The sequence below is a fragment of the Methylobacterium sp. J-088 genome, from assembly GCF_022829295.1.
GTDB lineage: Bacteria > Pseudomonadota > Alphaproteobacteria > Rhizobiales > Beijerinckiaceae > Methylobacterium.
This window is the reverse complement of the sequence record NZ_JAKSYH010000136.1, coordinates 167,709-191,963: the sequence shown is the minus strand read 5'-3', so window position 1 is coordinate 191,963 and position 24,255 is coordinate 167,709. Positions and strand designations below refer to the sequence as shown.

The 24,255-nt window shown below is 69.3% G+C and carries 29 protein-coding genes; 20 read left to right on the top strand and 9 right to left on the bottom strand.

Going from position 1 to position 24,255, the window contains the following annotated elements; all coding sequences use genetic code 11:
• Positions 1–28: 28 nt before the first annotated feature.
• Positions 29–1,648 carry a gamma-glutamyltransferase family protein gene (locus MKK63_RS14990; protein WP_244003027.1) on the top strand — a complete coding sequence of 540 codons (1,620 nt, stop codon included), beginning with the start codon at positions 29–31 and terminating at the stop codon, positions 1,646–1,648.
• A gap of 4 nt (positions 1,649–1,652) precedes the next feature.
• On the opposite strand, the gene MKK63_RS14985 is transcribed toward MKK63_RS14990, so the two are convergent.
• The 7 genes from MKK63_RS14985 to ruvA form a co-directional block, all read right to left on the bottom strand.
• Complete coding sequence (locus MKK63_RS14985) at positions 1,653–2,615, bottom strand: hypothetical protein (RefSeq protein WP_244003025.1); 963 nt, start codon at positions 2,613–2,615, stop codon at positions 1,653–1,655.
• A gap of 88 nt (positions 2,616–2,703) precedes the next feature.
• Positions 2,704–3,378, bottom strand: a complete 675-nt coding sequence (locus tag MKK63_RS14980; protein WP_244003023.1) for an alpha-ketoglutarate-dependent dioxygenase AlkB — start codon at positions 3,376–3,378, stop codon at positions 2,704–2,706.
• The gene (locus MKK63_RS14975) at positions 3,379–4,014 is read right to left on the bottom strand and encodes a 2,3-bisphosphoglycerate-dependent phosphoglycerate mutase (RefSeq protein WP_244003021.1); all 636 of its coding nucleotides are present in this window, start codon (positions 4,012–4,014) and stop codon (positions 3,379–3,381) included.
• 11 nt (positions 4,015–4,025) lie between these two features.
• Positions 4,026–4,823, bottom strand: coding sequence for a 4-hydroxy-tetrahydrodipicolinate reductase (gene dapB / locus MKK63_RS14970; protein WP_244003019.1), 798 nt, complete (start codon positions 4,821–4,823; stop codon positions 4,026–4,028).
• A 327-nt stretch (positions 4,824–5,150) separates the two neighbouring features.
• Positions 5,151–5,648 (bottom strand): bacterioferritin, encoded by a 498-nt coding sequence (bfr, locus tag MKK63_RS14965; protein WP_244003017.1) that lies wholly within the window; start codon positions 5,646–5,648, stop codon positions 5,151–5,153.
• Between the two features lie 43 nt (positions 5,649–5,691).
• The gene (locus MKK63_RS14960) at positions 5,692–5,964 is read right to left on the bottom strand and encodes a bacterioferritin-associated ferredoxin (protein WP_244003215.1); all 273 of its coding nucleotides are present in this window, start codon (positions 5,962–5,964) and stop codon (positions 5,692–5,694) included.
• A gap of 207 nt (positions 5,965–6,171) precedes the next feature.
• On the bottom strand, positions 6,172–6,789 hold the full coding sequence (ruvA, locus tag MKK63_RS14955; protein WP_244003015.1) for a Holliday junction branch migration protein RuvA: 618 nt from the start codon (positions 6,787–6,789) through the stop codon (positions 6,172–6,174).
• A 147-nt stretch (positions 6,790–6,936) separates the two neighbouring features.
• Between ruvA and MKK63_RS14950 the strand changes: the two genes are divergently transcribed.
• The 17 genes from MKK63_RS14950 (at position 6,937) to MKK63_RS14865 (ending at position 21,494) form a co-directional block, all read left to right on the top strand.
• Positions 6,937–7,566, top strand: a complete 630-nt coding sequence (locus MKK63_RS14950) for a YceI family protein (protein WP_244003013.1) — start codon at positions 6,937–6,939, stop codon at positions 7,564–7,566.
• 163 nt (positions 7,567–7,729) lie between these two features.
• On the top strand, positions 7,730–8,095 hold the full coding sequence (locus tag MKK63_RS14945; RefSeq protein ID WP_244003011.1) for a hypothetical protein: 366 nt from the start codon (positions 7,730–7,732) through the stop codon (positions 8,093–8,095).
• A 193-nt stretch (positions 8,096–8,288) separates the two neighbouring features.
• Positions 8,289–8,603, top strand: coding sequence for a 50S ribosomal protein L21 (gene rplU, locus MKK63_RS14940; RefSeq protein WP_238286425.1), 315 nt, complete (start codon positions 8,289–8,291; stop codon positions 8,601–8,603).
• A gap of 86 nt (positions 8,604–8,689) precedes the next feature.
• Positions 8,690–8,956: a 50S ribosomal protein L27 gene (gene rpmA, locus MKK63_RS14935; RefSeq protein WP_243921109.1), complete on the top strand. Its 267-nt coding sequence runs from the start codon at positions 8,690–8,692 to the stop codon at positions 8,954–8,956.
• A 186-nt stretch (positions 8,957–9,142) separates the two neighbouring features.
• Positions 9,143–9,754 carry a GNAT family N-acetyltransferase gene (locus MKK63_RS14930; RefSeq protein WP_244003008.1) on the top strand — a complete coding sequence of 204 codons (612 nt, stop codon included), beginning with the start codon at positions 9,143–9,145 and terminating at the stop codon, positions 9,752–9,754.
• Between the two features lie 86 nt (positions 9,755–9,840).
• The gene (gene obgE, locus MKK63_RS14925) at positions 9,841–10,869 is read left to right on the top strand and encodes a GTPase ObgE (RefSeq protein ID WP_244003006.1); all 1,029 of its coding nucleotides are present in this window, start codon (positions 9,841–9,843) and stop codon (positions 10,867–10,869) included.
• Between the two features lie 51 nt (positions 10,870–10,920).
• Positions 10,921–11,238 carry a hypothetical protein gene (locus tag MKK63_RS14920; RefSeq protein WP_244003005.1) on the top strand — a complete coding sequence of 106 codons (318 nt, stop codon included), beginning with the start codon at positions 10,921–10,923 and terminating at the stop codon, positions 11,236–11,238.
• Positions 11,239–11,676: 438 nt separating this feature from the next.
• Positions 11,677–12,792, top strand: coding sequence for a glutamate 5-kinase (gene proB / locus MKK63_RS14910; protein ID WP_244003003.1), 1,116 nt, complete (start codon positions 11,677–11,679; stop codon positions 12,790–12,792).
• A gap of 159 nt (positions 12,793–12,951) precedes the next feature.
• Positions 12,952–14,250, top strand: a complete 1,299-nt coding sequence (locus MKK63_RS14905) for a glutamate-5-semialdehyde dehydrogenase (protein WP_244003001.1) — start codon at positions 12,952–12,954, stop codon at positions 14,248–14,250.
• A gap of 52 nt (positions 14,251–14,302) precedes the next feature.
• The gene (locus MKK63_RS14900) at positions 14,303–14,944 is read left to right on the top strand and encodes a nicotinate-nucleotide adenylyltransferase (protein ID WP_244003213.1); all 642 of its coding nucleotides are present in this window, start codon (positions 14,303–14,305) and stop codon (positions 14,942–14,944) included.
• A 60-nt stretch (positions 14,945–15,004) separates the two neighbouring features.
• The gene (rsfS, locus tag MKK63_RS14895; protein ID WP_244003211.1) at positions 15,005–15,391 is read left to right on the top strand and encodes a ribosome silencing factor; all 387 of its coding nucleotides are present in this window, start codon (positions 15,005–15,007) and stop codon (positions 15,389–15,391) included.
• An 8-nt stretch (positions 15,392–15,399) separates the two neighbouring features.
• On the top strand, positions 15,400–15,894 hold the full coding sequence (gene rlmH, locus MKK63_RS14890) for a 23S rRNA (pseudouridine(1915)-N(3))-methyltransferase RlmH (RefSeq protein WP_244002999.1): 495 nt from the start codon (positions 15,400–15,402) through the stop codon (positions 15,892–15,894).
• 200 nt (positions 15,895–16,094) lie between these two features.
• A complete protein-coding gene (locus MKK63_RS14885; RefSeq protein ID WP_244002997.1) occupies positions 16,095–17,447 on the top strand; it encodes a murein hydrolase activator EnvC family protein in 1,353 nt (450 codons plus the stop codon).
• Positions 17,447–18,787, top strand: coding sequence for a S41 family peptidase (locus MKK63_RS14880; protein ID WP_244002995.1), 1,341 nt, complete (start codon positions 17,447–17,449; stop codon positions 18,785–18,787). The genes MKK63_RS14885 and MKK63_RS14880 overlap by 1 nt, the downstream gene beginning before the upstream one ends.
• A 171-nt stretch (positions 18,788–18,958) precedes the next feature.
• The gene (locus MKK63_RS14875; RefSeq protein ID WP_244002993.1) at positions 18,959–20,194 is read left to right on the top strand and encodes a divergent polysaccharide deacetylase family protein; all 1,236 of its coding nucleotides are present in this window, start codon (positions 18,959–18,961) and stop codon (positions 20,192–20,194) included.
• A 95-nt stretch (positions 20,195–20,289) separates the two neighbouring features.
• A complete protein-coding gene (locus MKK63_RS14870; RefSeq protein WP_244002991.1) occupies positions 20,290–20,841 on the top strand; it encodes an RNA pyrophosphohydrolase in 552 nt (183 codons plus the stop codon).
• A 23-nt stretch (positions 20,842–20,864) separates the two neighbouring features.
• Positions 20,865–21,494, top strand: a complete 630-nt coding sequence (locus MKK63_RS14865; protein ID WP_244002989.1) for a DUF2939 domain-containing protein — start codon at positions 20,865–20,867, stop codon at positions 21,492–21,494.
• A 47-nt stretch (positions 21,495–21,541) separates the two neighbouring features.
• On the opposite strand, the gene MKK63_RS14860 is transcribed toward MKK63_RS14865, so the two are convergent.
• Both MKK63_RS14860 and MKK63_RS14855 read right to left on the bottom strand, forming a co-directional pair.
• Complete coding sequence (locus MKK63_RS14860) at positions 21,542–21,898, bottom strand: photosystem reaction center subunit H (RefSeq protein WP_244002987.1); 357 nt, start codon at positions 21,896–21,898, stop codon at positions 21,542–21,544.
• Positions 21,899–21,922: 24 nt separating this feature from the next.
• Positions 21,923–22,351, bottom strand: coding sequence for a response regulator (locus tag MKK63_RS14855; protein WP_243921130.1), 429 nt, complete (start codon positions 22,349–22,351; stop codon positions 21,923–21,925).
• A 207-nt stretch (positions 22,352–22,558) separates the two neighbouring features.
• Between MKK63_RS14855 and MKK63_RS14850 the strand changes: the two genes are divergently transcribed.
• Positions 22,559–23,233 (top strand): YoaK family protein, encoded by a 675-nt coding sequence (locus MKK63_RS14850; RefSeq protein ID WP_244002984.1) that lies wholly within the window; start codon positions 22,559–22,561, stop codon positions 23,231–23,233.
• Positions 23,230–24,243 (top strand): WD40 repeat domain-containing protein, encoded by a 1,014-nt coding sequence (locus tag MKK63_RS14845; RefSeq protein ID WP_244002982.1) that lies wholly within the window; start codon positions 23,230–23,232, stop codon positions 24,241–24,243. The genes MKK63_RS14850 and MKK63_RS14845 overlap by 4 nt, the downstream gene beginning before the upstream one ends.
• Positions 24,244–24,255: the final 12 nt, after the last annotated feature.

Below are 24,255 nucleotides of genomic sequence, written 5' to 3'. Positions count from 1 at the left end.
GACAGGTTGCCGAGGCGGGATCCGAGCCATGAAGCCGTTCGATTGGGCGACCGGGTATCCGTCGCTGCGCATGCCGATGTTCGGGCGCAATTGCGTGGCGACCTCGCACGCCCTGGCCGCACAGGCCGGGATCCAGATGCTCCAGGCGGGCGGCAACGCCGTGGACGCCGCCATCGCGACGGCCGCCGCCAAAACCCTGACCGAGCCGTGCAGCAACGGACTGGGTTCGGACGCCTTCTGCATCCTGTGGGACGGGAAGCAGCTGCACGGCCTCAACGCCTCAGGCGGGGCACCGGCGGCCTGGACCCGGGACTACTTCCTGAACAGGTACGGACCGGCCGAGCGGCCGCCGATGCGCGGATGGGATTCGGTCACCGTTCCGGGCGCGGTCGCCGCCTGGGTCGCGCTGAGCGAGCGCTTCGGCCGCCTCCCCTTCGCCGACCTGATGCAGCCGGCGATCCGCATCGCCGAGCGCGGCTACCTCGCCCCCGTCGTCGTGCAGCAGAAATGGGCAGCCGCAGCCCGGATCGAGGCGATCACCCGTCAGCCGGGGTTCTCGGATTTCTTCCTGCCGAAGGGTCGGGCACCGGAGGTCGGCGAGCTGGTGACCTTCCCCGGCGCCGAGAAGACCCTGCGGCTGATCGGCGAGACCAAGGGTGAGGCCTTCTACCGGGGCGAGATCGCCGCGGCGATCGCCGCACATGCGCAGGCCAACGGCGGCGCCATGACGGCCGCCGACCTCGCCGCCTACAAACCCGAATGGGTCACGCCGACGGCGCAAGGCTATCGCGGCTCCACGCTCCACGAGATCCCGCCGAACGGCCAGGGCATCGCGGCGCAGATCGCCCTCGGCATCCTGGAGCATTTCGACCTCGCGGGCCTGCCCGTCGACGGGCCCGAGGCGCAGCACCTCCAGATCGAGGCGATGAAGCTCGCCTTCAGCGACACCTACCGGTACGTCGCCGATCCGCGCGGGATGGAGCTGACGTCCGAGGCGATGCTCGATCCCGCCTATCTGGCGAGCCGCGCCAAGCTGATCGACCTCGGCCGCGCCCAGGTGTTCGGCCCCGGCAAGCCGCCCGCCGGTGGCACGATCTACCTCACCGCGGCCGACGAATCCGGCATGATGGTGAGCTTCATCCAGTCGAACTTCATGGGCTTCGGCTCCGGCGTGGTGGTGCCCGGCTGGGGCATCTCGTTGCAGAATCGCGGCTACGGCTTCGTGCTCGATCCGGACAGCCCCAACGTCGTGGCGCCGGGCAAGCGGCCGTTCCATACCATCATCCCGGGCTTCCTCACGCGGGACAGGGCGCCGGTGATGAGCTTCGGCGTAATGGGCGGCAACATGCAGCCGCAGGGCCATGTCCAGACCCTGGTGCGGATGCTCGACCATGGCCAGAATCCGCAGGCCGCCTGCGACGCGCCGCGCTGGCGCGTGAGCGAGGGCCTCGACATCAACGTCGAATCCGCGATGCCATCCGCGACCGTCGACCGGCTGAAGGCGCTGGGCCACCGGATCGAGGTGATCGAGGACAGCTACCAGGATTTCGGCGCCGGCCAGTTCATCTGGCGGATGGGCGATCCGGCGACCGAAGGCTACGTGGCGGCGAGCGATCCGCGCCGCGACGGGCAGGCGGCGGTGTGGTGAGGGTCTACTTCAGCTGCACGCTGTCGATCAGCTCGCGGAACTTCGCCAGCACCCCGGTCCGCTGGTCCTCGCGGACCACGCCCAGCGCGCGCAGATAGCCATCCGGGTTGAAGCGGATCGTCTGCGAGACCACCACCGGCAGGTTGGTGGGCTGGTCGACCGCGCGGGCCACGATCTCGTGCCAGTCGACGCCGTTCGACCGGTAGCTCTGCGCCCGCTCGATCACGAAATCCTTGAGCGTCTGGTTGGACGCCAGGGCGGCGCGGGCGAAGCCGTCGCGCTGCTCGGCGGTCGGCGGCTGCTGCACCGCCTGAGCCAGGACCAGGATCGGCTGCGCCAGATTCTGCATCTGGTCCTTGGGGCCCAGGGTCAGCAGGACCGAATTTCCGGCCAGCACCCGGACGGGGCGGAAGCCCGCCATATCGCCGATCCGGAACGGCAGCGCGTCCACCTGCTCGGTCAGCGTAAGCGCGGGGCGCAGGGAGACCCCGGTCACCATCCGGCGCATGGTCTCCTCGGTCTCGGCATCGGGCAGCGCCTGGGCGATGACGAGGCCGGTCACGCCGGGGGCGCCGATCACGAGGATCCACTTCCGGATCGGCGGCGCGGAGGCGTTCGGATCCGCGGGCTGCTCGCCGGTGTAGAGCATGCCCTCGTTGTCGCCGATCTTGATCTCCTCGCGCTTCTCGACCGCGAAGCCTTGGCTCAGGAGGTTCGCGTCGGTGAAGCCGCTGACCATCTCGGCGAAGGCGTTCGGCGGCAGTTCGACCACCGATACGGTGGCGCCGCCCTCCTTGCGCTCGAAGCCCGTGAAGCGGCGCGACAGCGACATGTCGGCGGGCGGCTCGAAGCCAAAGCGGGAGCCCGGCGGGAAGACCGGCTCCCCGGCCCAGGCCGCGGTGCCGAAAATCAGATTCCCGAGGACGAGGGTCCACCCGAGACGCAACGACAGGTTCCGCACCAGCATCAGCCTTCGTGTCACCAGGGCGGCCGATCGGGCTGCGCCTCCCGCGATGCGTCGGACGCCGCGTCGCCTCTGTCAAGCGCTTGAGCAATCAGGACATTGGGAGCCCCGGTTCGCCCGCTCGGCCGATCGTCGCACGCACCCGGCGCAGCGTCAGGTTGCAGCGGCCGCCGGCCGGCAAAAACCCCGGCAGCGGATCCTCGGCCAGCAGATCGGCGGATGGATAGAGCCGGTCGATCCCGTGGAAGATCAGCCGCGCCGCGCCCCCAATCACGACGGCATCCCCGGCGAGCAGCCGGATCGAGCGGGTCGGATCGCCGCGCCGCAGCCCGCCGTAGCGGAACAAAGCGGGCGCCCCGAGCGACAGGGAGACGACTGGGGCCGCGAAATCCGCCTCGTCCTTGTCCTGGTGCAAGCCCATGCGGGCGGCCGGATCATAGAGGTTGATCAGGCAGGCCTCCGGCGGCGCGGGATACCGCGCCAGCTCATCCCAGGCCGCCAGCGCGGTCGACGGGATCGCGGGCCAGGGCCGGCCCGTCTCGGGATGCGTCGGCTGATAGCGATAGCCGTCCCGGTCCGAGATCCAGCCGAGCGGTCCGGCATTCGACATCCGCACCGAGAACGGTTTTTCGGTACGCGGCATCCGCGGGACGTAGGGCGGCGCTGCCTCGAGCACCGCTGCGACTTCGTCGGCGAGGCGGAGGCGGTCTGCCGGATCGAGGTAGCCCGGGTGGTGGATCAGGCCCGGCGCCAGTTCCGTCGCCACTCAGGCGCCGCCTTCGTCCCGGGGGAGCACGCGCTTCTCCGCGACTGTCGTGTCGGCGGCGAGCCGATAGATCAGCGGCTCGCCGGTCCTGATCTCCAGGGCGGCGACCGCGTCGCTGGCGAGCCCGTCGAGCACCATCACCAGGGCCCGTAGGGAGTTGCCGTGGGCCGCCACCAAGACCCGCTCGCCGCGCATCACCCGGGGCAGGATCGCCGCGATGTAGACGGGCAGCACCCGCGCGGCCGTGTCCTTCAGGCTCTCGCCGCCGGGCGGGCGCACGTCGTAGGCGCGGCGCCAGAGGTGGACCTGTTCGTCACCCCACCGCTTGCGGGCCTCGTCCTTGTCGAGGCCGGCGAGGTCGCCGTAATCGCGCTCGTTCAGCGCGCCGTCCCGCACCACCGGGATGCCGGCGAGGCCCATGGCGTCGAGCATGAGCGCGCAGGTGCGTTGGGCCCGCACGAGACCGGAGGTGAACGCGACGTCGAACGAAAACCCTTCCCGCTGCAACCGCCAGCCGGCAGCCTCCGCCTCCGCGACGCCGCGCTCGGTCAGTTCGGGGTCGCGCCAGCCCGTGAACAGGTTCTGGCGGTTGTATTCGCTCTGGCCGTGCCGGGTGAGCACCAAAAGGCGTTCCATGGGGCTCCCCGTCAGAGGCCGAGGACATCGGCCATGCTGTAGAGGCCCGGCGGCCTCGGGTGGGCCCACAGCGCCGCCTTGACCGCCCCCGTGGCGAAGAGCCCGCGGTCGGCGGCATGGTGGCTGATCGTCAGGCTCTCGCCCGCGCCGGCGAAGATCACGCTGTGATCCCCCACGACCGTCCCGCCCCGCAGGGTCGCGAAGCCGATATCGCCGGGCCTGCGCGCGCCGGTCTGGCCGTCCCGCGTGGAGACGCGGACCGCCTTCAACGCAACGCCGCGGCCGTCGGCGGCGGCCTCGCCCAGCATTAGCGCGGTGCCCGATGGGGCATCCACCTTCATGCGGTGATGCATCTCGCTGATCTCGATATCGAATTCGTCGCCCAGCGATTTCGCCACGCGCCGGACGAGCTCCGCCATCAGGTTGATGCCGAGCGACATGTTCCCCGACTGCACGATCCGCGCGTGATACGAGGCCGCCTTCAGCGCCTCGCGGTCGTCATCCGACAGGCCCGTGGTTCCGACCACGTGGACGATGCGGGCCTGGGCGGCCAGTTCGGCAAACTGGATGGTGGCCGCGGGCGTCGTGAAGTCGAGCACCCCGTCGGCGGCCGCGAAAGCGGCAAGCGGATCGTCGGTGACGGCGACGCCCAGCGGCGCGAGGCCGGCCAGGATCCCCGCATCCTGCCCGAGGGCGGACGAGCCGGGGCGCTCGATCGCAGCCGAGAGCATGCACCCCTCCGCCTCCGCAACGGCGCGCACCAGAATCCGTCCCATGCGCCCATCGGCGCCCACCACGACGAGCCGCATCCTGATCTGTGCCCTCATATCCCGACAGAAGGGGAGCCGGCCTTGGGGCCCCCTCCCCGCTGCCTAACGGATTCCGACGTGCCGGTCTAACACCAACATCCTGAGAAAAAGGCGCTTTTCCCCTCCCTCTTGTGGGGAGGGGCAAGGGTGGGGGTGGTGCAGAAGGCATCGTAACGACGCATCCTGCACGACCCCCACCTCCAACTCCTCCCCACAAGCTCGAGCGATCCAGGGCCGGCCCGGGATCGCCGGGGAGGAGAGAGTGCCTCGGCTCACGAAGTAGACATATCGGAGCCGGGCTCCAGCGGTGCCGGAGCCCGTTTCAAATCAATCTTTCTCGGGGGCGATCGGCTCAAGCCCGCCGATGTGGCGCTGCGCGTAGAGCGGCAGGCCGATCTGCTTGATCAGGTCGAGCTGCGTCTCGAGGAAGTCGATATGGCCTTCCTCGTCCTCGGCCAGTTCCTCGAACAGGCGCATGGACACGCGATCGTTGATCGAATCGCAGTACTGAGCCGCCTCGAGATAGAGATTGCGCGCGCCGTGCTCAGCCGCGAGGTCGCACTCGATAACCTCCGTGACGTTCTGCCCGATACGCAGGGGCTCGAGTTCCTGCAGGTTCGGGAAGCCCTCGAGGAACAGGATCCGATCGATGAACCGGTCGGCGTGGTTCATCTCCTCGATCGACTCCTTGCGCCAGAACTTGGCAAGGTCGATGTAACCCCAGTTGTTGAGCATACGGAAGTGGAGCCAGTACTGGCTGACCGCGGTCAGCTCGCTGCGCAGGCCACGATTCAGATACTCGATGACCTTGGTGTCGCCCTTCATAGCCCCCGAACTCCTTAGATTAACACAGGCGGGGGCAGTCACGTCAGGCGGCGACTCCCTCATCCGCAGTTTGGAATAAAACCAAACTGCATGCTTGAGCGCAAGACGCGGAGCAGGCATGGCTGCTGTCCGGTGCGCCGTCCTGACCCAGGGCCGTGCGCATGATATCCCGGATGGTCCGGGCGCAGCGCCCGCATTTCGGGCTGCATCCGAGGCAGGCATAGACCTGCGCGGGGGTCCGCGGACAGCCCGGACCCGGTGCCAGACAGGACCGAACGGCGCCGTCGGAGATGACATTGCAAGAACAGACGATCATGCGCCCCGCAGATCCCGCCTTTTCCGGCGTGACCCGCATGTCCGGGCCGCGCCACTCCTGTCCGCCAGATTAGAAAAGTTGAAAAGTGGCGACTTTTCAATATCTTACCGGTCTTGCCCGGACATGGCACTCAGCGGCCGATCGGTCAAGGGAATGGATCTGGCGTATGCGAATCACCCTGCGGGCGCCCGGCCCCGCGGCGTGCCGTCAGCGGGCCAGTTCCCGCAGGCCCAACCGGATCAGCACCTTGGCCTCGGCCTCCGGTCCGGCTTCCTTCAAGGCGGCGGCGATCGCGGTCGCGGCCTGGACCTGCGGGTAGCCGAGATTGACGAGCGCCGACACCGCGTCGGCGACGGGGCCGGCGGGGGCACCCGCCTCGACGGCGCCGGCCAGGGCGACGAGGGCCGGATCGAGGGGCGAGAAGGCGGGCGCCTTGTCCTTCAGCTCGGCCGTAAGCCGGGCCGCGAGCCGTGGGCCGACGCCGGGCGCGCGGCTGATCGCGCTCTTGTCCCCCGTCGCGATGGCGCCGGCCAGGGCATCGGGTTCCATGACCGAGAGCACCCCAAGAGCCACGCGGGCGCCGACGCCCTGTACGGTCTGGAGCAGGCGGAACCATTCCCGCTCGGCGTCGGACCGGAAGCCGTACAGGCGGATCATATCCTCGCGCACATGGGTCTCGATGGAGAGTTCGGCCGGCTCTCCGACCTTCGGCATGCGCTGGAGGGTCCGTGCCGAGCAATGCGCGATGTATCCGACCCCCGAAACGTCGAGGATCACGAAATCCTCGCCGAACGAATCCACGATGCCCTTGAGTTTACCGATCATTTCACGCCTGCCCGCTGCTTCGGATGGCCTACAGAAGCGCGGGCGCGTCCGCCAGACGCGCTTGAGCGGGCCGGGACTTCGTGAAATCAGGGTCGCCCCGCCGGCCGAGCTTGGCCGGCCGCGGGGTGACAAGTCTGGGGGACGACCATGCGCGCGCCACTTCTCGCCCTGCTGGGCCTGCTCGCCCTCGCGCCGGCCCGGGCGGCCGACGATCCCGCCGCGCCCGTTCCAATCGTGCCGAGCGCGGACCCCACCCAGGTGCGTCCGGGGGCCTATGTGCTCGATCCCGACCACGGCAAGATCACGTGGTCTGTCTCGCATCTCGGCTATTCGACCTATTACGGCCAGTTCGCCGGCCTGACCGGAAACCTGACCCTCGACCCGAAGAGCCCGGAGACGAGCCAGCTCTCGGTCAGCGTGCCGCTCGGCGGCGTGATCACCGGCAGCACCCGCCTGAACGAGCATCTCGCGGCGCCGGACTTCTTCGACACGACCAAGTTCCCGACGGCGAGCTTCACCGCCACCAAGGTGGAGCCGACGAGCCCGACGACGGCGCGCATCAGCGGCAACCTGACCCTGCGCGGCACCGTGCGCCCGCTGGCGATCGACGCGACCTTCAATCAGGCCGGCATTCACCCGGTGGACCAGCGCTACACGGTCGGATTCGATGGGCGGGCGGTGATCAAGCGCTCGGAGTTCGGCATCAACGCCTACCTGCCACAACTCGGAGACGAGGTGACGCTGCGGATCGAGGGCGAGTTCAAGGCGGCCCCGTAATGCCACCGGGTTCATGTTTCTCCGCGAAGGGGAGATGAACGGTTCCGCGCATCTCCTTCCCCCCGCACGGTGGGGAGCGGCAACGCTCGGCAGATTGGGACCGTTGGCTCTGTCGACCGGACCAGCATCGCAAAACCGACTTCCGGAGACCTGTACGATGCGGATGGCCTTGATTCTTCTGCCACTGGTCCTGGGTGGCCCGGCCGTCGCGCAGGTACCCGCTGCGCCCGTTCCGGCCTCGCCCCTCGACAATTATGCGGACGCCGCGACCACTACGATCATCGCCGAGCAGGCCTGTCCGGGCGTGCAGGTGAAGGCCGGCCAGCTGACGAACCTGCGCCTCGCCGCGCGGGTCAATACCGGCCAGGAACCGGTGCTTCAGGAGAAGCTGCGGACCCGCGCGAGCCAGGTCCGCCAGCAACTGGCCACCGTGGGCCGGGACGCGTGGTGCGCGAATGCGCTCCAGGCCTTCGGGCCGGACGGCTCCGTGGCGAAGGGCATCCTGGTAACCGGCGCGCGGTTCCGCTGACGCAGACCGCGCAGGCAGACGGCAAAGGATTGACACGCGGCCGCACGGCCCCTAGTGACCAAACATGGCGCGCGGCCTCTCTTCGGGGTCTGCGCGTTTCGCGTTGTCCGGGCTCAAGCCCGGCAATGACTTCAAACAAGAAGCCGGTCCAGGGGCAGCCGCCCCGGAGGCCGTTCGAGAACACGAGAGAACGATGTTCGCAGTCATCAAGACGGGCGGTAAGCAGTACCGCGTCGCCGCCAACGACACCATCACCATCGCCACCCTGGCCGGCGAGGCCGGCGAGGCCGTGACCTTCGGCGAGGTCCTCCTGTTCGCGGACGGCGCGGGCGCCACCCAGGTCGGCGCGCCGACCCTGTCGGGCATCAGCGTCACGGGCGAGATCGTGCGCCATGGCCGCGACAAGAAGGTGATCGCCTTCAAGAAGCGCCGCCGGCAGAACTCGCGCCGCAAGCGCGGCCACCGGCAGGACCACACGGTGGTCCGCATCACCGGCATCTCGGCCTAAGGCCGGCTCAACGCTGGGCGCGTCACGGTCCCCGGGGACCCGATCCGCGACCGCATCGCAGCAGATCAGAATTCGGAGCGCATCCCATGGCACACAAGAAAGCAGGCGGCTCGTCCCGCAACGGCCGCGACTCGGCCGGCCGTCGTCTCGGCGTCAAGAAGTTCGGCTCGGAAGCCGTCATTCCGGGCAACATCATCGTGCGCCAGCGCGGCACCAAATGGCATCCCGGCGCCAATGTCGGCATGGGCAAGGACCACACGCTGTTCGCGCTGGTACCGGGCCATGTCCATTTCGAGACGCGCCGCGGGCGCGACTTCGTGACCGTAGCACCGCTGGCCGAGGCCGCGGAATAACAGGCGGGCGCCCAGAGTGGCGAAGCTGGCGTCCCGCCCGGTGTCCCACACCGGACCGGCGACGTCGTAGCCCAGCCCCTGACGGGCCGGATCGGACGGAACACCGGGGAGGATGGGACGCCATCCTCCCCTTCGTCGTCTTGAGGCGGTGCCCCGGAGCCGGGCGCATCGCCCTGCGAGGGCACGATGTTCCCCGATCTGACCCGTGACGATGTCTTCCGGATCGAAACGCAGCGGCTGTGGCTGCGCTGGCCGACCGCGAAGGATGCGCCGGCCATCGTGACGCTCGCGGGCGAGCGGGCCGTGGCCGAGATGACGGCCCACATCCCACACCCGCTCGACCGCCGCGCGGTCGATGAGTTCCTCATCAAGGTCCGCGGCGCCAACAGCGCCGGAACGGGCCTGACCCTGGCCCTCGCGCGCCGCGAGAGCCCCGGCAGCCTGATCGGACTGATCGCGATCACCGAGGCCGACGGCACGCCGCATCTCGGCTACTGGCTCGGCCGGCCCTGGTGGGGGCACGGTCTGATGAGCGAGGCGGCGACAAGCCTGGTCCACGCCTTCTTCGCGTATGCTTGTGGGGAGCGGCTGACGGTCGGTGCCCTGCCGGAGGACCAAGGCGCGCGGCGGGTGATCGAGAAGGTCGGCTTCCGCTGGACCGAACGGCGCGCGACACCGAGCCCGGCGCGGGGTGGCCCGCGGCAGCTGGACTGGTTTGCCATGGAGCGCGCCGAATGGGTCCGCCACCGGGCCATGGCCGAGCCGCGTCCGGCCTCGGACCTGGCCCTGGCCTCCTGACGATCCGGATCGTCATAGGGCGGCCCCGCATATCCATATGTCGCGCGGGGCCGCTTCCGGGCGACCCGTAGCATGAGAGACGAACCGTGAAATTCCTCGACGAAGCCAAGGTGTATGTCCGCTCCGGCGACGGCGGTCCCGGCTGCGTCTCGTTCCGCCGGGAAAAATTCATCGAGTTCGGTGGCCCGAACGGCGGCGATGGCGGGCGCGGCGGCGACGTCTGGGTGGAGTGTGTCGAGGGGCTCAATACGCTCATCGACTACCGCTACCAGCAGCACTTCAAGGCCAGGAAGGGCGAGCACGGCATGGGCTCGAACTGCCACGGCGCCAACGGCGCCGACACGGTGCTGAAGGTCCCGGCCGGCACGCAGATCTTCTCCGAGGATGGCGAGACCCTGTTGGCCGACCTGACCGAGGTCGGGCAGAGGATCCAGTTGGCCAAGGGCGGCAACGGGGGATTCGGCAACGCCTATTTCACCACCTCGACGAACCGCGCCCCGAAGCACGCCAATCCCGGCCTGGAAGGCCAGGAGATGTGGATCTGGCTGCGGCTGAAGCTGATCGCCGATGCCGGCCTCGTCGGCCTGCCCAATGCCGGCAAGTCGACCTTCCTGGCGAGCGTCACGGCCGCCAAGCCGAAAATCGCCGATTATCCGTTCACGACCCTGCATCCGGGGCTCGGCGTGGTGCGCTCGGACGGGCGCGAATTCGTGCTCGCCGACATTCCCGGGCTGATCGAGGGGGCGCACGAGGGCGTCGGGCTCGGCGACCGCTTCCTCGCCCATGTCGAGCGCTGCCGGGTGCTGCTGCACCTCGTGGATGGCACGACCGAGCATGCCGGCAAGACCTACAAGCTGGTCCGCGGCGAGATCGAGGCCTACGGCAACGGGCTGGCCGAGAAGCCCGAGATCGTCGCCCTCTCCAAGGCCGATGCGCTCGATGCCGAGACGCTGAAGAGCCAGGTGGCCAAGCTGAAGCGCGCCGCCGGTCGCGCGCCCCTGGTCCTGTCCTCGGCGAGCCGCAAGGGCGTGCCCGAAGCGCTGCGGGCGCTCCAGGCCCAGATCGATGCGAGCGTCGAGGCTGATCGGGCGCCGGTTGCCGCGTGGCAGCCGTGAGTGACGCGCACAGCGGACGGGACTTAGGCTCGCCCTCGGCGTGAGGCGTGAATGAAGACCGAAGTCTTGGTCCTCGAGAGCGGTGAGGCGATCCGCCTCGCTCGTGAACGCGCAGAACGGCGCGGTGTCACGGTCGACGCGGCCGTCGTCGAGTCGCTGCGCCTCGCGCGGGCTGCTCTAGCCACGGATAAGTCGGTGCTGGAAACTGCGCCGTCCATACCGCTCGCCCCGGAGCAGCAGAAGCGCGACGACTGCCTTCTCGAACTCGCCCAGGACCTCGAACTCGCCCAAGACTTGGCGCCGTTCCGAAAGCCGGGCCCGGGATCCGATCACAGCGACATGTACGACGACAGCGGACTCCCCCTCTGAACGGCTGTCATGATCGCACGCGATACATCGGTGATTGTCCGGCTTACGCGGCAGCGAAATGCCGATCTCTTCCGCTTCTCCATAAGGGCAATGATTTCATCCACACCGACCTTCGGGCGGCTATGGCCCAATACTGAAAACGATGCGACCGCAGACACATGTCCGATGATCGGAGGCGGAATTCGCGCAATGAGCATCCCGCAGATTCAGGCGGTCCTGCAAAGCCGCTCAGCTTCGCCTCAACGGGGCGATCGTCTCCGTTCGCCACGCGGCAATTCGGGCCGGCCCTGATCCAGGCATCGAGGTCGATCGCCTCGGAATTGCCGGCGTTCCAGCTCTGAACGCTCTCAAGACCCGCGCCACAGGCGCCCGCCTGCGGCTGGTCAAGGGATGCCGCTTCGTTCAAACCGCGCCCATGCATCCGTGTTCGCCCGAATCATGATCCCGACCCTCGAAGATTTCCGCCGTGTCGTCATCAAAGTCGGGTCGGCACTCCTGGTCGACCGGACCGCCGGGCGTCTCCGGCACGCCTGGCTCGCGGCGCTGGCCGAGGACATTGCCGAGTTGCACGCGCGCGGCGTCGACGTGCTGGTCGTGTCCTCCGGCAGCATCGCGCTGGGACGCACGGTGCTGGGCCTGCCGCCCGGACCCCTGCGGCTGGAGGAGAGCCAAGGCGCGGCCTCGGTGGGGCAGATCACCCTGGCCAGGCACTGGGCCGAGGCGCTCGGCCATCACGGCATCGTGGCCGGCCAGATCCTGGTGACGCCGCAGGACACGGAGGAGCGCCGCCGCTACCTCAACGCCCGGGCGACCGTGCTGAAGCTGCTGGAAATGCGCGCCGTGCCGGTGGTCAACGAGAACGACACTGTGGCGACCTCCGAGATCCGCTACGGCGACAACGACCGCCTCGCCGCCCGCGTCGCCACGATGATCGATGCCGACGTGCTGGTCCTGTTCTCCGATATCGACGGCCTCTACACCGCACCGCCGAAGAGCGATCCGGATGCGCGCCATCTGGCTGTGGTCGAACGCATCACCCCGGAAATCGAGGCGATGGCGGGCGGGCCGGCCTCCGAGCTGTCGCGGGGCGGCATGCGCACCAAGGTCGAGGCCGCCAAGATCGCCGTGTCCGGCGGCACCCATCTGGTGATCGCGGATGGGCGCGGGAAGAACCCGCTGAAGGCCCTCCGGGAGGGCGCACGCTGCACGTGGTTCCTGTCCGGTTCGACGCCGACGGCGGCGCGCAAGACCTGGATCGCCGGCTCCCTCGAACCGCGCGGAACGCTCACGATCGATTCCGGCGCCCTGAAGGCCCTGCAGGGCGGCGCCAGCCTGCTTCCCGTCGGCGTCCGGGCGATCGAAGGCAGTTTCTCCCGCGGGGATGCCGTGGTGATCCGCGACCCCGAGGGCCGTGTCCTCGGGCGCGGTCTTGTCGCCTATGACAGTGCCGAAGCGGCCCTGATCATCGGTCATCCGAGCGCGCGCATCCCGGACTTGCTGAACTATCCCGGCCGCGCCTGGATGGTGCATCGCGATGACTTGGCATTATTCTAAGACTGTTGTGATCGATCTGCATTCAGCCCGCATGACCCCGATCAAGTATAGTTGTCCTGCGTGCCGCGGCACACTTGTCGGCGCGCGGCACGATGTGCAAATACGGCTCCCTTGCCCTGTCGCGCCGTTGAGCGGCCGTCGCCAAACGAGGACGCCAGCGTGCCCGTCCTGAACCTGAGATCGGACTTCGCCGAGGCTGAGGCCCTGCCGGAGCAGATGGCGGCGATCGGCCGGCGCGCCCGGGCCGCCGCCCGGCAGATGGCGCTGGCCTCGGCCCAGACCAAGGACATCGCCCTGAAGGCGATCGCCTCACGCCTCCGGGCCAGCGGGGACGAGATCCTGGCGGAGAACGCCCGCGACGTCGCGGCCGCGCAGAAGGCCGGGCAGACCGCAGCCCTGCTCGATCGGCTGACGCTGGATCCCGGCCGTCTGGCCGCCATGGCGGACGCGGTGGAGAAGATCGGGTCGCTGGCCGATCCGGTCGGCCGCCAGCTCGCCGCCATCGAGCGGCCGAACGGCCTGCTGATCGAGCGCATCACCGTCCCGCTCGGTGTGATCGGCGTGATCTTCGAGAGCCGGCCCAACGTCACGGCGGATGCCGGCGCGCTCTGCCTGAAAGCCGGCAATGCCGCGATCCTGCGCGCCGGTTCCGACAGCCACCGAAGCGCCATGGCGATCGCCCGGGCGATGAGTCTGGGGCTGGCCGATGCCGGCCTGCCCGCCGAGGCGATCCAGCTCGTGCCAACCCGCGACCGGACGGCAGTTGGCCTGATGCTGTCCGGCCTCGACGGATGCGTCGACGTGATCGTGCCCCGGGGCGGTCGCGGCCTCGTGGCCCGCGTCCAGCAGGAAGCGCGGGTCCCGGTCTTCGCCCATCTCGATGGGATCAACCACGTCTACGTCGCCGCCGACGCCGACCTGGACATGGCGCGGACCGTGTTGCTGAACAGCAAGATGCGCCGCATCAGCGTCTGCGGGGCCGCCGAAACCCTGCTGGTCGATCGAGCCTGCGCCGGCACGCATCTCGCGCCGCTCGTATCCGCCCTGCTGGATGCGGGCTGCGCGGTCCGCGGCGACGCCGCCACCCGCGCCGTCGACCCCCGGGTCACCGCCGCCTCCGAGGAGGACTGGCACACCGAATACCTCGACGCCGTCATCGCGGTCCGGGTGGTCGACGGGATCGGCGCGGCGATCGAGCATATCGAGACCTACGGCTCGCATCACACCGACGCGATCATCACCCAAGACGATGCCGAGGCGACGCGTTTCCTGGCCGAGGTCGATTCCGCGATCGTGACCCACAACGCCTCGACGCAGTTTGCCGACGGCGGCGAGTTCGGGTTCGGCGCCGAGATCGGGATCGCAACCGGGCGGATGCACGCCCGCGGCCCGGTCGGCGTCGAGCAACTCACGACCTTCAAGTATCGGGTGCACGGCAGCGGCCAGATCCGTCCGTGACAGCGGTTGAAGGTCCGGCGTGCGGCTGAACCTGCCGCCGAACGCCCCCGGCATGCGGATCGGCCTGTACGGCGGATCCTTCAACCCCGCCCATCTCGGTCACCGTCACGTGACCCTGATGGCGATGCGCCGTCTCGGGCTCGACCGCGTGTGGTGGCTCGTGAGCCCGGGTAATCCGCTGAAGAGCCGCAACGCCCTTCCGGCCGTCGCGGACCGGTGTGCCCTCGCCCGCCGGATCGCCCGGCATCCGCGCATCGCGGTGACCGGGTTCGAGGCGGCGCTGGGCGTCCGCTTCACCGTCCAGACGCTGCGCTTCCTCACGCGGCGCTGCCCGGGCATTCACTTCGTCTGGATCATGGGCGCCGATTCGCTCGGCAATTTCCACCGCTGGAAGGGCTTTTCGGAGATTGCGCGGCTTATGCCGATCGCGGTGATCGACCGGCCCGGCTGGACTATGACTCCGCTGAGTGCCCGGGCTTCACAGCGGCTTGCAAAAGCGCGTATCCCCGAGGAGGCCGCCTCGACGCTCGCGCTCCGCCGCCCGCCCGCCTGGACCTTCCTGCACGGGCCGCGTTCGAGCCTGTCCTCGACAGAGATCCGTAACGGTATGCGGGGACGCGACCGGGACGCGGCACCGGCGCAGTTGCAATCGCCGCCCGATGCCGCCAATTTCAGGAACGACCGCGGAGCGTGACATCGCCGCGCGGCACCACGAGGAATCAGGACGCTGCCCGAAACGAACCCCACGGAGACGATCCGCACTCCCGTTCCTGCCCCGGGTGAGCCCGGTCAGGCGCGCGCGGACGACCTCAAGGCCCTCGCCCTCGAATGCCTCGATGAGATGAAGGCTGAGGAGACGATCGCCATTGATCTCGTCGGGAAGACGTCGCTCGCCGACACGATGATCATCACGTCGGGCCGTTCGCAGCGGCACGTGGGCTCGATCGCCGATAGATTCATCCAGGAGATGAAGAACCGGGGATACGGCAATGCCCGGGTCGAAGGCATGCCCGCATGCGACTGGGTGCTGATCGATGCGGGCGACGTGCTGGTGCACGTCTTCCGGCCGGAAGTGCGCGGCTTCTACAATCTCGAGAAGATGTGGGGCGCGGATCGGCCGGTCGGCCTCGCGGTCGGTTAGGCCGTCGGTTGCGCCTCCTGCTGGCTGCGGTCGGGCGGCTCAAGGCAGGGCCCGAGCGCGAGTTGGCGTCACGATATCGCGAGCGCGCTGGTCAGTTGGGCCGCGGGCTCGGCTTCCCCGCCTGTGATAGCGTCGAGATCCCGGAATCCCGCGCGCGGCGCGCCGTCGACCGATGCGCGGAGGAGGCGACGGCGCTCGGCGCTCTGCTTCCACCCGGTGGGGTCCTGGTCGCCTATGACGAGCGCGGCCGCGCCGATCTCTCCAGCGAGACCCTCGCCGAGCGATTCGCCGGCTGGCGCGATGCGTCCCGGCCGGCGCTGATGGTGGCGATCGGCGGCCCAGACGGCCTCGATGCCTCAATTCGGACGAAGGCCGAGCTGATTCTGTCGTTCGGGGCGGCGACCTTGCCCCACGGACTCGTGCGCGTGCTCGCCCTCGAACAGATCTATCGCAGCCTGACCATCCTGGCCGGCCACCCCTATCACCGGGGCGAGGCGGGCTGACCGGCGTGGCGTGGATGGACATAGAGACCGATTGGGCACGGCGGGCGGTGGAGGCTGCGCGCCGGCTATGCACCGCCACTCCCACCCAACCCCCTCATCCTGAGGTGCCCGCATCAGCGCGCCTCGAAGGAGGACTCCAGAAGTCGCGACGTCCCCTGGAGCCCTCCTTCGAGGCCTCTGCTGCGCTTCGGCACCTCAGGATGAGGGGGTTGAATGGGAGCGACCTGAGCCGAGCCCTACCCATCCTTCTTCTTCTGGCAACCGCTTGCCTCGCTGCGCCCGTGCACGCCGAGCCGCCCTCCCCCGCGGACGCCGAGGCCACGCAGCGGGCCAACGAGGAACGCGACCGGCGCGCCGAGAACCTGAAGCGCGTGCAGGACGCGCTGGCCGCGAGCACCAGCCAGCGCGCGCAGTTCGAGACCGAGATCGCTGCGATCGGGTCCGACCGGTCCAAGCTGGATAGCGCCCTCCTCGACGCGGGCCGTCAGGCGCAGGCGACCGAGGAGCGGCTGAGCCGCCTGGAGGAGCGCCTGAAGGCCATGACCGAGAGCGAGTCGGCGATTCGGCGCTCGCTCCAGGCCCGCCGGGGCGTCGTCGCCGAGATCCTGGCCGCGCTGCAGCGCATGGGCCGGCGCCCGCCGCCCGCGGTGCTGGTGAGCCCGGAGGACATGCTCGCGGCGATCCGAACCTCGATGCTGCTCGGCGCGGTGGTGCCGGAGCTGCGCGGCGAGGTCGATACGCTCGCCGCCGATCTCGCAGAAATGATCCGCCTGCGGGGGCTGATCGCCCAGGACAAGGAAGGCCTGAGCAACGATCTCGCCGGCTGGGCGCGGGAGCGGCAGCGGCTCGAAGCCCTGGTGGCGGCCCGGCGCGCCCGTCAGGCCGAGGTCGAGAGCGGCCTCAATGCCGAGCGTCGCCGCGCCGCCGAACTGGGCACCCAGGCCAAAAGCCTGAAGGACCTGATGGACCGGACCGAGGCGGAGGCCGTTGCGGCGAAGCGCTCGGCCGAGGAGGCCAAAGCGGCGGCTGAACGCGAGGTGAAGGCGACGCAGGAGCGATTTGCCGCGGCCGGCTTCCGCGACCCTGCCCGGCTGGCACCGAAGGTGCATTTCGCCGAGGCGCGGGGCGAAGTGCCGCGGCCGGTGAGCGGGAGGCTGGCGCGGGCCTTCAATCAGCCCGACGGCAATGGCGGAACCACCCGCGGCGTGTCGTTTTCGACCCGTCCGAAGGCGACGGTCTCCTCACCGGCCGACGGTTGGGTGCAGTTTGCGGGTCCGTTCCGGTCTTATGGCCAACTCTTGATCATCAACGCGGGCGACGGCTACTATCTCCTGCTCGCGGGGATGGAACAGATCAGCGTCGAGGTCGGCCAGTTCGTGCTCGCGGGCGAGCCGGTTGGCAGCATGGGCGAGAAGGGCGCGGGCCTCAACGGGTCCGAGGGCGATCCCACCCTGTACGTCGAATTCAAGAAGGACGGCGGCTCCATCGATCCGGAGCCGTGGTGGGCAAAGAGCCCGAATAATACGGTACTTGGCGAGAAGGTTCGCGGCTGATGCGCAAGACTTCCCTGATCATGCTCGGCGCCTTCCTGGGTGCCGGCACCTCCATGGTGGCCACCCAGACCGACTTCCTGTCGGGTCCGCGAGCCGTCGCCGCCTCGGCCGAAACCTATCGCCAGCTCAGCCTGTTCGGCGACGTCTTCGAGAAGGTCCGAACCGACTACGTCGAGAAGCCGGACGAGTCGAAGATGATCGAGGCGGCCGTCAACGGCATGCTGACGTCGCTCGATCCGCATTCGAGCTACATGGACGCCAAGGCGTTCCGCGACATGCAGACCACCACCCGCGGCGAGTTCGGCGGCCTCGGCATCGAGGTCACGATGGAAGACGGCCTGATCAAGGTCGTCACGCCGATCGACGACACCCCCGCCGCCAAAGCGGGCCTGCTCGCCAACGACGTCATCACCCAGATCGACGACGATCAGGTCCAGGGGCTGACCCTGAACCAAGCGGTCGACAAGATGCGCGGCCCGGTGAACTCCGCGGTGAAGCTCAAGATCAGCCGTAAGGAGTCGAAGGAGCCGATCGACGTCACGCTCACCCGCGATGTGATCAAGATCAAGCCGGTGCGCTCCAAGGTCGAGGGCGGCGACGTCGCCTATATCCGCCTGACCCAGTTCAACGAGCAGACCTTCGACGGCATGCGCGCCGCCATCGACAAGCTCACGAGCGAGATCGGTGCCGACAAGATCAAGGGCTACGTCATCGACCTGCGCAACAACCCAGGCGGCCTGCTCGATCAGGCCGTGATGGTGTCGGATGCGTTCCTGGATCGCGGCGAGATCGTCTCGACCCGCGGCCGCAACCCGGACGAGACGCAGCGCTTCTCGGCCAAGTCCGGCGACCTGACCAAGGGCAAGCCCGTGGTGGTGCTGGTGAACGGTGGCTCGGCCTCGGCCTCCGAGATCGTGGCCGGCGCCCTGCAGGATCACAAGCGCGCGACCATCATGGGCACGCGCTCCTTCGGCAAGGGTTCGGTGCAGTCGATCATCCCGCTCGGCGGCTCCGGCGCCCTCCGGCTGACCACGGCGCGCTACTACACGCCGTCCGGCCGCTCGATCCAGGCGAAGGGCATCGAGCCCGACGTCGAGGTGCTGCAGGAGGTGCCGGACGAGCTGAAGGGCAAGGACGAGACCAAGGGCGAGGCCGGCCTGAAGGGCCACCTGAAGCAGAAGGATACCGACGAGCGGGGCGGCTCCTCCGCCTACGTCCCGCCGGATCCGGCCAAGGACAAGCAGCTCATCTCGGCCGTCGACTTCCTGCACGGCATCCAGAAGGGCGCCGCCAACGGGACGCCGAGCGCGCAGCAGCAGAAGCCAAGCCTGCCGAACTGATCTTCGAAGCCTGAAGCGACGTTTTGCCATCCCGTCCGGCTCGAAGCCGGGCGGGATTTTTCTGTTCGGGACCGGAGCTTAGAGGATCGTTAACCATACCGGTCCGCAATGGAGTCGGAGATCCGCGCCGCTCCGGCGCGGTTGGAATCGCGATTCCGCATCGAGCGCCGCTTGACCGAATCCAACGACGATATCCTCACGCGCCCCCTCGGGGTGGCGGAGGCCCAGGCGCCGGACCAGCCCAGCGGGCGGTTCGGCCGGATCGTCGCGGCCCTGCGCCGGCCGAAGGCTGCGGCTGGGGCGATCGCGGCGGCCTTCATGGCGTCCCTCGGCCTCGTCGTGGCGCTTGGCGATCCCCAGGGCGGCGAACCCCACGCGGAGGCCGTGATCGCGATCCGCGAGGCCGTGGCGCGCCCCGCGGCTCCGGTCGCTGCCGTCGAGCCGCAGGTCGCCACCACGGCGCCCGGGCAGGGGCAGCTTCAGCGCAGCGCGGAAGAGATCGAGTCGGCTTCAGGCGTCACGGTGGTGCGCCCGCTGGGCTCCGCCCCGACCGACGCGGTGGTGATCCGTGTCCCGTCCCCGACCGCACCACGTCTGGCCGCCGCCCCGGATCCCCGGATCAGCGAGACGGGCCGGCACGGGATCATGCCGAAGCTCGGCGAAGGCCGGGTGCGCGCGCTCGATGTCTACGCCCGGTCCGAGGACCCAGGAACCGGCCCCCGCATCGCCATCGTGGTAACCGGTCTCGGTGTCGGGCAGGCCGCCACGGCCGGCGCCACCGCACGCTTGCCGGCTGCCGTCAGCCTCGCCTTCCTGCCCTACGGCAGCGAGGCCGAGCGCGCCGCGGCACGAGCCCGCGACGCCGGGCATGAGGTTTTCCTTCAACTGCCGATGGAGCCGTTCGATTATCCGGACAGCGACCCCGGGCCGCAGGGGCTGCTCACCTCCCTCAAGGGACCCGAGAATGCCGATCGCCTCGCCTGGGCGCTGGCGCGCTTTCCCGGCTATGTCGGCACCGTGAACTTCATGGGATCGAAGCTGATGGCGGATGCCGCCTTCGAGCCGATCCTGCGCGAGATCGGCGCCCGGGGCCTTGGCTTCCTCGACGACGGCACCGGCCCCAAGCCCGCGACCGCCCCCGTCAACAAGACCCGCACGCCAGTCGCCCGTGCCGAGATCGTCCTCGACGCGACCCCGCGGGCTGACGCCATCGATGCCGCCCTGGCGCAGGCCGAGGCGCGTGCCCGTTCCAACGGGTTCACCCTCGTCTCGGCCAGCGGCGCTGCGCTGACGGTCGATCGAATCGCGCGCTGGGCGCGCGACCTCGATACCCGCGGGTTGCGCATCGTCCCGGCCAGCGTGGCGTTACGCGGCGCCCGCGACAAGCGCGTCTCTACGGCTGATTGAGTGCAGGCGCGCTCGACTCCCGCCAAAATGGATTTCGCGCCGGGATGGCGCCCTCCGAACCTGGGTGGCGTTGCCGCGGCCCGCGCCGCTGACCTATGGTCCGGACAATGACAACGGATCTGGATCCGGGCAGCCTGCCCTACCGCCCCTGCGTGGGCATCGCGCTGATCGCACGATCGGGCGGCGTGTTCGTCGGGCGCCGAACCAAGGATGCCGGCCCAGAGCACGTCGCCGGTCCGCATATGTGGCAGATGCCGCAGGGCGGGGTGGACCCGGGCGAGGATCCGGAGGCGGCGGCGCGCCGGGAACTTTACGAGGAGACCAATGTCCCGCCGGAGGCGATCCGCAAGCTCGCGGAGATCCCGGACTGGCTTCCGTACGATCTCCCGCCCGACGTCATGAAGCAGGCCTGGAAGGGTCGCTACCGCGGGCAGACCCAGAAATGGTTCGCCTTCGGCTTCGAGGGGCGGGAGGAGCTGATCGACGTGCTCCAGCCGGGCGGGGGTGCCCATAAGGCGGAGTTCGACGCATGGCGCTGGGCGCGGTTCGACGAACTTCGGGAGTTGATCATCCCGTTCAAGCGCCCGGTCTACGAGCGGGTGGTGGCGGCCTTCTCCGGCCTCGAGCGCTGGGCGGACGCGCGGTGACGCGGCGGCCGGGGTCCTGAGGTATGCGCTGGCTCGCGGTCCTGCTCGGGCTCGCCCTCGCGTGGCTCGCCTTCACCATGAGCCCGCTCTGGTCGCTGTACGATCTGGCGCAGGCGGTGCGCCGGCACGACACCGCCTACATCGAGAACCACGTCAACTTTCGGACGCTCCGCCTGTCTCTGGTGCGGCAGATCACGGCGGCGATGCGCACCGCGTCGGAGAGCGATCCGGACATCGAGCCGCGCGACCGTCAACGCCTCGGCGATGCTGCCTACGGGCTGGCGCTGGCCCTGTCCGAGTCGATGATCACCCCCGAGACGGTGATCGACCTGCTCGCCAACGGCTGGCCCGACAAGCTCGATCTCGAACGGCCGACCGGCTCGCGTCCGGAAGGGCTCGCGATCCACAGCTTCGGGCGCCTGCTGCCGTTCTACACGGCGATGGAAATGCGCGGCTTCCGCGCCGTGGTTGTACCGATCCCGCCCGAGGCACCCCGCGGGCAGCGCACACGCATCCGATTGCGGCTGCGTGGGCTGGCGTGGCGCTTGGTCGATATCGAGATGGCCGACATGCTGCGCGACCAGATCGCCGCGAAGCTCGGGAAGGCCCTCGCCCGGGCGAAAATCGGCGCGAGTGCCGGCGAGGAGCACTAAATGCTTCGGAAACGACCCGCGAACGGCAACGGAATGCGCGGGGGCGACTACTTCGCCTTCGAGGTGCCTGCGTCCTTCGGCTTGCGCGCCTCGGTCAGGCTTTCGGCCTTGTCCTCGTCGGTATCACCGCCCTGCTCGATGGTCTTGGCGGGATCCGCGAGAAGCGACTTGGCAACCCCGAGCAACACCTCGCATTCGCCGGGGAATTTATAGGTATCCAGCACGATCGCGGCATCGCGCAGGGTGCGCAGGTCGCGCACGAGTTGGGTGTTGGCGTCGGAGCGCAGCTCGCTCTTGGCCGCGATGGCCTCCTCGATCTGCGCGCCTTTCACGTCGCAGGCCGCTCCAGCGGGCCCCACCGAGAGCGCTGTGACAAGACCGAGTGCGGGAAGGAAGCGCCACATGGCGGAGGTCCTCGGAGATCCAGATCAGGCGTGAAGGAGCGCGGCGTTCAGCACGTCGCGGGTGAGCACCACGAGCTGGCTCGGGCGATAGGGTTTCGGCACGAAGACGGAGCCGGGGACGGCGTCGCGGGTCGCAAGTCCGTCGCGCCCCCCGGAGGTGTAGACCACCGGAAGGTCCGGGCAGAGATCACGGGCGCGGCGGGCGAGGGCAAGACCGTTCGTGTTGCGGGCCAGATCGATATCGGTGAAGAGCATGTCGACGCTCTCGCGGGCCAGGATCGCCTCGGCCTGCCAAGCATCCGCGGCGGTAAGCACCCGATAACCGGCGTCGAGGAGCGTTTCGGCAGCCAGTTCACAGACGGTCGGCTCATCCTCGACGATCAGGATGGTGGCGGCGGCCGAGTCCGGAACAAGCAGGGACGGACAGACAAGCGCGGCGGCGAACGGAACCATGACGCAACTCCCACTCACCCGGCGGGGGAACGCTGTTCCCCGACCGGATCGCAGGGGCAACGGCCCCTCTCGACACGGCGTTCACCCTGTTTCGATCGAATTGCACGGGTTTGGTGAGTGGCGCGTTAACTGCCCTTCGATACCGATGAACGAGGGCGGTGACTTGGTTAACAGGTGGTTACCGATACCCGACCAGGAAGCAGGATCGTGAACCGGATCCATCAGCTCGGGCTCGGTCTGCTGCTGACGGGGCTCGCCGGATACGTGGACGCCCTCGGTTTCGTGCGGCTCGGCGGCCTCTACACCTCGTTCATGAGCGGCAACACCACGCAGCTCGCGGTCTTCGGCGCGGCGGCCGATCCCCACCGGATGGTGTTGCCGGCGATCCTGATCTTCGCCTTCCTCACGGGCTCGGTGCTCGGCAGCGGGCTGGCGATCCTCGTGCCGCACCGCTGGACGACACCCGCGGTGCTCGCCTACGAGTCACTTCTGATCCTCGGCGGCCTCGGTCTCGGACTCGAATCGCCAGAACTCGGCCTCGCCGCCTTCTTCGTCGCCGTGGCGATGGGCTCGCAGAACGCGGTGCTCGCGCAGGTGAAGGGGTTCCGCGCCGGCACGACCTTCGTCACCGGCGCCCTGTTCAGCCTCGGCCATAAGATCGCCCAGGCGCTCACTCGAACCGGGGATCCGCTCGGCTGGGTCGGCGACGGGCTGGTCTGGCTGTCCCTGTTGCTGGGCGCCTATCTCGGGGCGCACGCCTACGGCCTGTTCGCCCTCTACGCCCTGATCGCGCCGGCGGCGCTTTCCGGCGGTCTGGCGCTTGTGACCGCGATCGTGGTCTTGCGCGCGGGCCCGCATGCCGCGAAGGTCCCCGCGGCATGAGCAGCACCTTGAGCAATCCCTCCCTGACCCAGCACGTCGCCGCGCTCGATCCCGGCGCCCACGTGATCGCGGCCCATTTCCTGAAGGATATACCGGCCCTGGCACTCAGCGACGGCGCAGTCGCGCTGGCGCGGGACGGAGGCTTGGCGCGACTCGTCGCGCATCCCGAGGCCGGCATCCTGGTGGCGGCCGGAAGCGGCGCGCGCCTCCTCACCGGCGGCGATGACGGCCGCATCGTCGAGGTCCGGGCCGATGGCACCCTAGAGCAGCTCGGCTCTGCCAGGGGCGGAGCCTGGATCGATGCCCTGGCGGTCCACCCGGACGGAGCCGTGGCGTGGTCGGCCGGGCGCCATGTCGTGGCGCGGGATGCCAGGGGCCGCGAGCGCACCTTCCAGGCGCCCTCGACAGCGCGCGGGCTCGTCTTCGCGCCCAAGGGCTACCGGCTCGGAATCGCGCACTACAACGGCGTCAGCCTCTGGTTTCCGAATCTCGAGACGCCCGCCGAGGTGATCGAGTGGAAGGGTTCGCATATCGACGTGACGTGGTCGCCGGACGGCCGGTTCGTCGTCACCACCATGCAGGAGAATGCCCTGCACGGCTGGCGGCTCCAGCCGGATCGCGGCCACATGCGGATGTCGGGCTATCCCGGCAAGGTGCGCTCGGTGGCGTGGTCGTCGGACGGGCACTGGCTCGCCACCGGCGGCGCCGAGGCAGCGATCGTCTGGCCGTTCGACTCGAAGGAGGGACCGACCGGTAAGCCCCCGCGGGAATGCGGAGTCCGCCCCGCCCGGGTGTCCCGCGTCGCGTTCCACCCGAAGGCACCGGTCCTGGCCATCGGCTACGAGGACGGGTGCATCCTCCTCGTCCGGTTCACCGATGCCGCGGAGTTGCTGGTGCGCCCGGCGGTTCCCGGGAGCGGGATCACCGCGCTGGCCTGGGACGGGCGCGGCGGCCGGTTGCTGTTCGGCTGCGGCGACGGACAGGCGGGTCTGCTGACGCTTCCCGCATGAGGGCGGCTGGAA